Raw genomic sequence first — 10,286 nt, forward strand, 5'->3', positions numbered from 1 at the left:
TCATAGCCCGCACGTCATCTCGCTCGGCAGCGGGTCAGTGTACGGTCCCGCCTGCCCATAGGTTACGACGCCCCACGCCCGCACCGCGGTCGCGCCGATCGGGACGATGCCTGGAGGCTCCGGTTCCGTCCAGGCACCGCGAACCTGGAAGCTCACGCGCACGTCGTTCTGCGCGAGAGCATTCGCGGGAGGCTGCACACCGAGCGGCAGCAGCGGCCGACACTCGGTCAGCGTCGCGACGAGGGTCAACGGCACGGCGCTGCCCGCGGCGGTCGGCGTCGAGCACGTCACATCGCCAGGCGGCGCACACGCCCGGACCTCGACCGCCACGCTGCGCCCGTACGGGAACGCTCTATCCGTCGGCGTGAGCCAGCTGCCCCGTGCCGCACGCTGCCAGTCGCTCGACGAACCGCCGACCACCACGCGTGCCTCGAGCCAGCTCTGCTGAGCTGGCTGCGGCGCCCGCACGAGACGCACGTCCACAGCGTCGTCGCGCGCGGCGTCGAAGACCGCCTCGACCGCGAGCGAGGCCGGATCGACTGGCGCCTGCCTGCCGAACACCTGCTCGGAGATCGAGACCGAGCAGTGCCAGCCGTTGTCGGCGGTGACGGCGACGACGGCGCGCGCACCCTGGGCGACGGGCAGGGTCGCGCTGAGCGCGGCGCTCCCCGCGGGGGTGCCGCCGCCCGAGCTGGCGCACGACTGCGACTCTCCGGGCGAGAGCACCCGCGCCGAGTAGCGCACGCTGGCGGCGCCCGCGCGGTCGACCTCCGCCCAGGTCACGGTGACGCTCCCGCCGTCGTGGCCCGTCACGAGCACCGGCGTCGTGCCCGGCACGCCGACGGCCGTGAACGGCACGGGTGCTGCCGGCCAGCGCCAGGCGGCATCGGGCACGCCGGCGCGGTTCGCGGCCGCGACCTCGATCGAGTAGGCGCGGCCGGGCGTGAGCCCCGTGATGACGCTCTGGCGCTCGGCGGCACCGACGCGCACGAGCTGGTCGAGGCCCGAGCCCGAGACGCGCACGAGGTACGCCTCGATCGGGGTGCCGCCCGGCGGCTGCGGCACGCCCTGCCACACGACGCGCACCGAGCCCGGTGTGCTCGCGGGCATCGCCTGCACGCCGGGCACGACCGCGGGCAGCCGGTCGGCGTGCACGGGCTCCGAGGGCTCGGACGGGAGGCTGTCGCCGACCGCGTTCGTGGCGATCGCCTGCAGCCGCAGGTCGACGCCGGCCGGCAGCCCCTCGATGCGGCAGCGGGGCGTCGGCCCGCACGCGACGTCGATGCCGCTCGCGACGTTGACGACGCGGTAGCCGGTGATGGGGCTGCCGTTGCTCGCGGGCGGCTCGATCGACATCATCACGACCCCGTCCACGTGCTCGTCGAACGCCTGCACGGGCGGGGCCGGCGCGTCCGGCACGTCCTGCACCGTCACGGTGATCGGGCTCCACACGCCGCGCTCGGGCACGCCGGCGGCATCGAGCACGAGCACCTGCACGATCGTCGTGCCGATCGCCGCGGTGGACGACGCCGCGATGCGCACCGTCGTGCCGTCGACGACCGCGGTGATGCCGCGCTGCTCGGCGCCCGTCACGCGCAGGCCGCCGATCCGCAGCGGCGTCGCGGGGAACGGGTTGGATGCCTCGTCGTTGACGAGCGGCTGCACCTCGGCGCTCGTGCCGCGCCGCACGGTCACGGCGTCGGGCTCGGGCGCGACGAGCGGGGCGGTCGTCGAGATCACCGCGAGCGAGACGGTGCCGGGCACGCCCTCGCCCGCCGCGTCGCGCACGCCGATGCGCAGCTCCGCGCGCGTGCCGCGGTCGGTGCGGTCGAGCGCCCGCACCGTGAGCGTCGAGCCCTCGATCCTGGCCTGGAAGCCGGCTGGCACGTCGTCGAGGATCGACCACGACGCGCCCTCGATCCGCGCCGGGTCGGGCGCCCGCGTGACCCGTGCGAGGTCGATCGTGCGCTCGGTGCCGGGCTCGAGCTGCACGAAGGAGCCGAGCACGGTGAGCGGCACGCCGTCGCCGGGCAGCACCTCGATCGGCAGCACGATCGTGCCGATCCGCCCCTCGGGATCGGTGGGGCTGTCGCCGTCGGTGACCTCGAACGTGATGCTCGCCGGCCCGAAGTACCCCGGCTCGGGCACGAACCGCAGCGTCTTCTCGTCGATCACCGGGTTCGAGCCGTCCGTCGGCGCGGCGCGCACGGCGCTCGCGTCGGTCAGCATCGCCCCCTCGCCGTCGACGGTGTCGACGACGTCGTCGATCGCGATCTCGAGCGTCTCGCCCGCGCGCGCCGCGAGCGGCGCGACGCCGGGCTTGAGCTGCGGCAGCGCGTCGAGGCGACCGGGCACCGCGATGACGGCCGTCGCGCTCGCGCCGCCTGCGTCGTCGCGCTCGACCGTGAACGGCACGAATCGCGTGCGGTCGGCGATGGGGATCTCGATGGTGCCGTCGTCACGGAGCGTCACGCCCTCGGCGGGCAGCGGGAGGCTCGCGCGCAGCACATCGGTGCGGCCGTCGCGCACCGTCGCCTGCGCGAGCGGATCGATGCGCACCGCTTCGGCCGACGCGATCGACTGGATGGGCACCTGCACGTCGGTGACGTCGGGCGCGGGCGGCGGCGCGTCGGGGTCGACGTCGATGCGCAGCCAGCTCGCGGCAGCGGTGCCCGCGGAGTTCTCGACCGTGACGACGATGCCGAGGTCGGATGCGTCGGGCGCGGCGGAGACGAGCACGGCACCGTCGCGGATGGACGCGGTCGCGCCCGGCGAGGCGGTGTCGACGTCGACGATCTCGAGCGGCAGCCCCGCGGGATCGCGGTCGTTGTCGAGCACCGGCACGACGAGCGTCGAGTCTGGCCGCATCGCAGCGGAGTCGGCGCCCAGGACGGGCGGGAGCGCGGGCCCCGGCTCGACGACGATGACCCGCACGACGCCCTCACCGGTCGCGCCGAGGTCGTCGGTGACGCGGTAGCGGAACTCGTCGGTGCCGCGGGAGTAGTCCCCCGCCTGGTAGCGGAGCGTCGAGCGCCCGAGCTGCGTGACGAAGCCGAGCGTCGGCGCGGTCGAGGGGCCGAGCAGCTGCACGGGATCGCCGTTCGGGTCGGCGTTCGAGAGCGGCAGCGCGAGGTCGACGGTCGCGCCGGCGACGACCCGCGCCTCGATCGGCGGCACCGCGGGAGCCGCGTTCGTCGTGCGCGCCGCCTCGGCGACCTGCAGCGTGATGCCGGCCGTCGACGACTGGCCGTCCGGTCCGCGCACGGCGTAGGTCGCCGTGAAGGTGCCGGGCTCGTCGGGCGCGACGAACCGCATCCGGTCGCCGTCGACGAACAGCAGGCCGGCCTCGGGCGGTGCGACGATCGCGGGGTCGAGCTCGAGCGCGAGCCCGTCGGGCTGCTCGTCGTTCACGAGCACCGGGATGTCGACGAGCCCGCCGGGGCGCACGGTCACCTCGTCGTCGCGCGCGATGGGCGCCTGCACCGACGCCGTGCCGGTCGACGAGACGCGCAGCTCGCCCTCGGCGCTCTGCACGCCGTTGGTGGCGGTGTAGCGCACGGTCGCCTGCTGCGCGAGCTCGTCGGTGAGCGTGAGCCGCAGCTGCTCGGCGTCGACGACCTCCGCGCGCACGGCGCTGTCGTCGCTGTCGGCAGCGGTGAGCGCGACGACGCCGCCCGAGGGGTCGAGCGCGAGGTCGTCGACGTCGAGCTCGACCGTGCCGAGCGCCGGCAGCGCCGCGCGCGCCGGCATCGTGATGGGCGGGCTCGACGCGTCGGCGGCCTCGAGCACCCGCACGACGACGCGCCCCTCCTGCGTCGCGGTGCCGTCGGTGACGACGTAGGAGAAGCGCATGAGCCCCGCCTCGGTCGGCTGCACGCGGATGGTGCCGTCAGCGAAGCTCGGCTCGACGGGGTAGTTCGGCGCGACGACGTTGTGGAGGCTCAGCTCGCCCGCGCCGCCCTGGGCCGCGAGCAGCGGCTCGAGCACGAGCTGCTGCCCGACGCGCGTGACGGCCGTGACGGGCTGCGCCGAGATCGGCACCGCGCCGGCGTGCACGGTGAGCACGATCTCCTCGGTCGCCTCCGCTTGCCCGTCGGTGACTGTGACGAGCACCCGGCGCTCGGTGCCCGTGCCGCCGTCGGTGAACTCCAGCCGGCCGTCGGCGCGCACGCTCACGCGGTCTGGGGCGGCGGCCTCGGCACTGACGAGCGCGAGCGAGTCGCCCTCGGGGTCGACCCAGCCGTCGAGGGCGTCGAGGGCGATGGTCGTGCCGGCCTCGAGCGTCGCGCGCACGGGGCGCTCGAGCACGGGCGGCTCGTTCCCCTCGCGGAGCGTCACCGTCGCGACCGCGCTGTCGCTCTCGGCGCCGTCCGAGATGCGGTAGTCGATGCGGGTCGCCCCGGCCGCGGGCGCCTCGAAGCGGATGCCGCGCCCGTCGGGGGTGATGGCGGCGGATGCGTCGGCCCGGTCGAGCTCGACGTCGGTGATGAGGATGGGGTCGCCGTTCGCGTCGCTGTCGTTGAGCAGCACGGGCAGCACCGTCACCTCCCCCGCGCGCGCGCCGAGCTCGTCGTCCTGCGCGACGGGCGGCTCGGGCGCCGCCTCGACGGCCTCCTCGACGGCCTCGCCGTCGAGCGGCGCCTCGGGCGCGGGCTCGTCGTCCTCGAGCTGCCAGCCCGTGATGCGCCGGCCGTCGCGGTCGATCGACCACGCGTCGCCGGAGCCGACGTCGGTGACCGCCGTCGCGCTCCCGCGCTGCATGATCCGCAGGCTCGCGCCGATCGGCACGCCCTGCAGCGAGAGGACGACGGGCTCCTCCCCCTCGCACGAGCGCCAGCCGGTGCCGCCCTGCCAGGCCGCGTACGCGCATCCGTCGCTCGCGACCGGCCTCGCCGGCTCGCCGCTCGCGCCCGACGCGAGGGTCGTCGCGGCCGGGACGCCGAGCTGCTGCCGCACGAGCGAGGTGTCGGTCGCGTAGAGCACGGTGGATGCGCTCGGCCCAGGCTCCTGGAGCCGCACGCCCGTCTCGTCGAGGGCGCGCTGCCACGTGCTCGTCGAGAGCACGCCGGAGCCCGCGTCGTAGAGCACCCAGTCGTCGCCGAGCGCGGTGAGCTGCAGCTCCGGCGCGGCGGGCGAGACAGGGGCGCGCTCGCTCGAGATCGTCTCGCCCTCGTCGTCGACGCGCAGCACGCGGCCGAGGCCCGGCGAGGCGGCGAGCAGGCTCTCCTCGCCGAGCACGGCGACGCCGCCGCGGCCGAGCGCCACGACGGGCTCGTCGAGCGGCGTGCCCTCCGCGATCGCGCCGGTCGTCGTGCGCCACACGTCGCCGGTCGCGGGCGACGTGATGACGACGCGGTCGTCGCGCGCTGCGACGGCGGCGCCCGCGACGATCGGCACCGCAGGGCCGGCCTGCGCCTCCCCCTCGCGCACGACGCGCACGGTCGACGCGCTGCGGTCGACGACGACGGTGCCCGACGGCGTCTGCAGCACCTCGTCGACGCCGCCGACCTGGACGGTGCGCTCGATCGTGCTGTTCGCGGTGTTGGCCAGCCCGATCGCGCCCGCGCTCGAGTTCGCGATCCACACGCTCGAGCCGTCGAGCTCGGGCTCGAGCGCCTGGTAGCCGGGGGCGAGGACGGCGCCCGCGACGATCCCCGCGGTGAGGAGTCCGCCGAGGACGAGGCCGGCCCGCGTCCTCACGGCAGCGGCTCTCCGCAGGCCTCGGTCGGCTCCCCGGTCGAGCCGTCGCGGTTGACGGCGACCCAGATGCACAGCCGCTCGCCAGCCGCGCCCGTGAGGGTGAACTCGCGGCCGCCCTGGATGACCGCATCCCCCGTCGAGGTGCGCACGTGGTAGGTGTCGGTGTCGACGAGGCCCGGGTCCTCCCAGCCGAACGCGACCCGGCCCTCCGCGGGGCTCACGGCGATCTCCTGCACGACCGGGATCTGCGACGAGACGCTCGAGAGCGCGAACGCCGCGACGGTGATGAGGCCGAGCACGACGACGGTCGCGGCGGCGATGCCGAGGCCGATCGCGAAGCGCTTCGGCTTCGGCGGCTGGCGACGGCCCGTCGACTGCGAGATGTCGACGCGGCTGCCCGTGATGCCCGGAGCGCGACGCGACCTGCGCTGGCGCAGCCGCAGCGCATCCGAGTCCTCCTCGACCTCGTCGCCGTCGACGATGGGCTCGGCGGCCCACGCGTCGACCTCGACCTCGATGGGCGTGACGTCGAAGCCGAGCTCGCGCTGCACGCGCTGCAGCTCGCCCAGCAGCTCCTCGACGCTCCCGTGCCGGTCGCCGGGCCTCGCCGCGAGCGCCTTGTCGAGCACGGGGCGCAGCGCCGCGGGGATCGCGCGCGAGGGCAGCAGGTCGTGGGCGATGATGCGGCCGGAGAGCGCGGCGTGGTCGTTCGCCCGGCCCGGCTGCTCGGCGGGGCTGCGGCCCGCGATGAGCGAGAAGAGCGTCGCGGCGAGCGACCACACCTCGGTCGCGATCGTGCCTCCCGTCTCGCCGCGCAGCACCTCGGGCGCCGCCCACGGCACCGAGACGCCCGCGGCCTCGCTCGCGTCGTGCTGGAGGCCGGCGATGCCGAAGTCGCTCAGCACCGGGTGCCCGAACGAGGTCGTGAGGATGTTGGCGGGCTTGATGTCGCGGTGCAGCACGCCGGCCCGGTGCGCGGTCTCGACCGCCGCGCCGATGCGGATCGCGACGCGCAGCGCCGCCTCGGGCGCGAGCGGCTCGGTGCGGAAGCGCTCGCCGAGCTCGGGGTTCGCGAGCTCCATCACGAGGTAGGGGCGGCCGTCGCTCGCGACCGAGGCCCCGTAGACGGTGAGGATGCTCGGGTGCGACGAGAGGCGACCCATGAGGTTGACCTCGGTGCGGAACGACCGGCGCACGTCCTCGTCGACGAGCTCGGCGAGCAGCACCTTGACCGCGACGGGTCGCCGGGGCAGCGCTTGCTCGTAGAGGAAGACGTCGGCGTACCCGCCCGTGCCGAGCACGTGGAGATGCGAGTAGCCGGGCAGGACCGGCGGCGCGGAGGGGAGCCGCCTGGCCATCAGGACCGCCGCGGCTCCTCGTCGCGGAGCGTCGTGCGCGGCACGGTCCGGTCGACGTCGTCGACGCTCGGCGCGCGTGTGACGTCGATGACGATCACCGAGACGTTGTCGCGCCCGCCGGAGTCGAGGGCCGCGGCGACGAGGGCCTGCGCGGCGGCCGCCGGGTCGTCGTGCTCCCACAGCAAGCGCTCGATGTCGACGTCGTGCACTTCCTTCGTGAGGCCGTCGGAGCACACGAGCAGGCGCAGCTGCGGCATGATCGGCAGCAGGAAGTAGTCGGGCACGGGGTCGATGCCGGCGCCGACGCCTCGCGTGACGACGTTCGCCTCTGGGTGCGTCTCGGCCTCCTCCTCGGTGAGCAGACCCGCGTCGATGAGCTCCTGCACGACCGAGTGGTCGACGGTGATGCGCGTGAGCCGCTCGCCGAGCATCGCGTAGGTGCGCGAGTCGCCGACGTTGAAGACGGCGAAGTGGGGCGCGCCCTCGTGCAGCGCGAACGCACAGCCCGTGACCGTCGTGCCCGCGGAGCCCTCGCCGACGCCGAGCAGCTCGATCGCGTCGGTCGCGCGGCGGAGCGCGTCGACGACGTCGATCGGCTCGACGGCCGGGAGCTCGCGGAGGTCTGCGAGCTGCTCGACGACCGCCTTGCTCGCGAGGTCGCCGTGCGAGTGCCCGCCCATCCCGTCGGCGACCGCGAAGACCGGCGGCTGCGTGATGAGCGAGTCCTCGTTGTGCTGGCGGCGGAAGCCGGTGTCGGTCATGCCTGCCCAGCGCACCGCGAACTGCTGGGCCTCTGGCCCCTGTGTCGCGTGCTCGCCGCTCGCCGCTCCGATGTGGGTCACGTCCTCCAGTCTCCCACGCCGCGCGCCCGCTCCTCGCACCGCGCGCTCAGCGGGAGCGGCCGAGGAGCGCTCACAAGCCGCCCTTGAGGATGCGGTGCCAGTAGATCTGCGGGAGCGCGTGGCGATCGAGCAGGTACCAGAGCGGGCTCGAGCGGATCTCGCCCCGTGCCGGGATCGGGAGCGAGCGGCGCAGGCTGAGCGCCCGGTCGTACTCGCCGAACGAGAGGCTGCGGCGCGAGGTGGCGATCGGCGCGACGGTGTAGCCGTCGTAGCGCTCGAGCGGCTCGCCGGCGCGGGCGCGACGGATGTTCTCGACCGCGATCTTCACCTGCTCGCGCAAGCCGCCGCCCGTGCGCGCGTCGCCGATGTCGGCGACGTCGCCGATGACCCAGACGCGCGGATGCGCGGGGTGGCGGAGCGTCTCGGGGTCGACGGCGGCGAATCCCCCGGTGCCGTCGGCGTCGAGGCCGGAGGCCCCGATGACGTCGGGCGCACGGTACGGCGGGTGCAGGTGGACGAGGTCGGCGCGCTCGGCGATCGCGCCGCGCGGCCCGGCGAGGTCGACCTCGTCGCCGCGCAGGGCGACGACGTGGGTCGAGGGGCGCGCCTCGATGCCGTAGCGGTCGAGGTGGCGGCGGATCTCGACCGCGATCGCGTCGACGGGGTGCAGCTCGTCGCCGTCGTGCACGAGGATCACCTCGATCGCGTCGAGCACGCCGTTCGCGCGCCACGTGTCGCATGCGATGAAGAGCGGCTTGAGCGCCGTCTCGCGACCCGAGACCGGCTGCCCGCGCAGCTCGAAGATCGCGCGGCCCGAGGTCAGGCCCGCGATGCGCTCGCGGGTGCGGGCGAGCTCGGTGTCGACGTAGGTCGTGATGGCGAGGCCGCTCGCGAGCGCCTCCGCCGCGCCGGGCAGCAGGCTCCAGTCGATGACCGCGCCGGTCGCGATGATGAGGTCGCGCCCACGGACGACGGAGCCGTCGGCGCAGCGCACCTCGCGCCGCGCCGGGTCGATCGCGACCGCCGCTGTGCGATGCCACTCGACGCCGTCGGGGATGAGCGACGCCTGCGGCCGGGACAGCTCGTCGTCGCTCGCGAGGCCGGTGCCGACGTAGTTCTGCAGCGGCTTGTAGACGTGCCGCTCGGAGGGTTCGATGAGCCCGACGTCCGGAGAGCCGCGCCGCCGCAGGTGCGCGGCCGCCGAGAGTCCGCCGTTGCCCCCGCCGACCACCAGGACGTCGTGCACTCGCTCTGCCGCCATGGCCCGACGCTACTCCCGAGTGGCTGGGCGTGCACCGGCCTCCCCGCCCGACCACAGCACCCAGTCCGGCGCGCCCTTCGCATCGACGATGTCGCGCAGCAGCGGAGCCATCGTGAGCGCGGGGTCGATCGCCATCGCGAGCTCGGCGCACCGCCCCGCGGACCGGCCGCGACCGAGGAAGAAGTGCAGGAAGCCGACGATGACGAGCACCGGCGCGCGCAGCTCGAGCGGCGTCGCCTCGGCGATCGCCGTCCAGCGGTGCAGCCGGTCGCGGAGCCGATCGACGTCGGGAGCCGGCCCCACGCCGAGGAAGCGGTTCGCGGCGGCCTCCGTCGCCGCGTCGCCCTCGATCGCGTCGAGCGTGCGCTCGGCCGACGAGGTGCCGTCGATCGCGAGCTCGATCGCGAGATCGCGCTGCGCGGGGCTCACGACGAGTGCGATCGCGAGCGCCGCTGCCTTCGTCGGGTCGATGCCGAGCGCGCTCGGCCCCTCCTCGAGGCGGTCGGCGAGCGAGACCGCGAGCTCGAGCGCGGCGATCGGGTCGTCTCGCGCGGCAGCGACGTCGCCGCCCTGCAGCTCGCCGAGCCACGCGGCGACCTCGAGCGCGGCAGCGCTTCCCCGGCCCTCGGGCACGCCGGGGATCGGCGGCGGCTCCGGCACGCCCGGCGCGGGGTCGTCGAGCAGCTCGAGCTCGGCGAGCGGACCGCGCGCGCCCGCGGGCGCCGAGTAGTCGCCCCACGCGTCGGGCGCGAGCGCGAGCACCTCGAGCACGCGCATGCCCGCCCGCTCGAGCCGTCGGGCGACGTCCCCGAGCTCGTCGGCGAGCGGCAGCCGGCCGGCACCGAGCGGCTGCGCGAGGCACGCGACGAGCACGACCGCGTCGGCCCCGCGCGCGCCGCGGCGCACCGCGTGGGCGATCGGCGCGGCCGAGCGGCGGTCGGGCAGGTCGAGCGCCATGGGCATGCCCGAGCGGCCGCGCGAGAAGGGCAGGGCGACGAGCGACGGCGCCTCCGTGTGCCCGACGAGTCGGGGCAGCATGCGCAGCAGCGACTGCGGGGTGCGGATCTTGACGGTCTCCATGCGCGCAGGGTGCGGCATCGCGCAGTCGGGCCGGGAGCGTCCCCC

5 protein-coding genes are annotated in these 10,286 nt (G+C 75.4%); all 5 read right to left on the bottom strand.

Going from position 1 to position 10,286, the window contains the following annotated elements:
* The 5 genes from ACP7BI_RS05280 to ACP7BI_RS05300 all read right to left on the bottom strand — a co-directional run bounded on the left by ACP7BI_RS05280 (position 1) and on the right by ACP7BI_RS05300 (position 10,241).
* Positions 1 to 5,700: an Ig-like domain-containing protein gene (locus ACP7BI_RS05280; RefSeq protein WP_425844215.1), complete on the bottom strand. Its 5,700-nt coding sequence runs from the start codon at positions 5,698 to 5,700 to the stop codon at positions 1 to 3.
* Positions 5,697 to 7,058: a serine/threonine-protein kinase gene (locus ACP7BI_RS05285; RefSeq protein ID WP_425844216.1), complete on the bottom strand. Its 1,362-nt coding sequence runs from the start codon at positions 7,056 to 7,058 to the stop codon at positions 5,697 to 5,699. The genes ACP7BI_RS05280 and ACP7BI_RS05285 overlap by 4 nt, the downstream gene beginning before the upstream one ends.
* Entirely contained in the window at positions 7,058 to 7,900 is an 843-nt protein-coding gene (locus tag ACP7BI_RS05290; RefSeq protein WP_425844218.1) for a PP2C family protein-serine/threonine phosphatase, read from the bottom strand. Before ACP7BI_RS05290 ends, ACP7BI_RS05285 begins: the two co-directional genes overlap by 1 nt.
* A 70-nt stretch (positions 7,901 to 7,970) precedes the next feature.
* Positions 7,971 to 9,161, bottom strand: coding sequence for an NAD(P)/FAD-dependent oxidoreductase (locus ACP7BI_RS05295; RefSeq protein ID WP_425844219.1), 1,191 nt, complete (start codon positions 9,159 to 9,161; stop codon positions 7,971 to 7,973).
* A gap of 9 nt (positions 9,162 to 9,170) precedes the next feature.
* Positions 9,171 to 10,241 carry a DUF4192 family protein gene (locus ACP7BI_RS05300; RefSeq protein ID WP_425844220.1) on the bottom strand — a complete coding sequence of 357 codons (1,071 nt, stop codon included), beginning with the start codon at positions 10,239 to 10,241 and terminating at the stop codon, positions 9,171 to 9,173.
* Between the last annotated feature and the right edge of the window lie 45 nt (positions 10,242 to 10,286).

The organism is Agrococcus sp. TSP3-2-1, assembly GCF_049897585.1.
GTDB lineage: Bacteria > Actinomycetota > Actinomycetes > Actinomycetales > Microbacteriaceae > Agrococcus.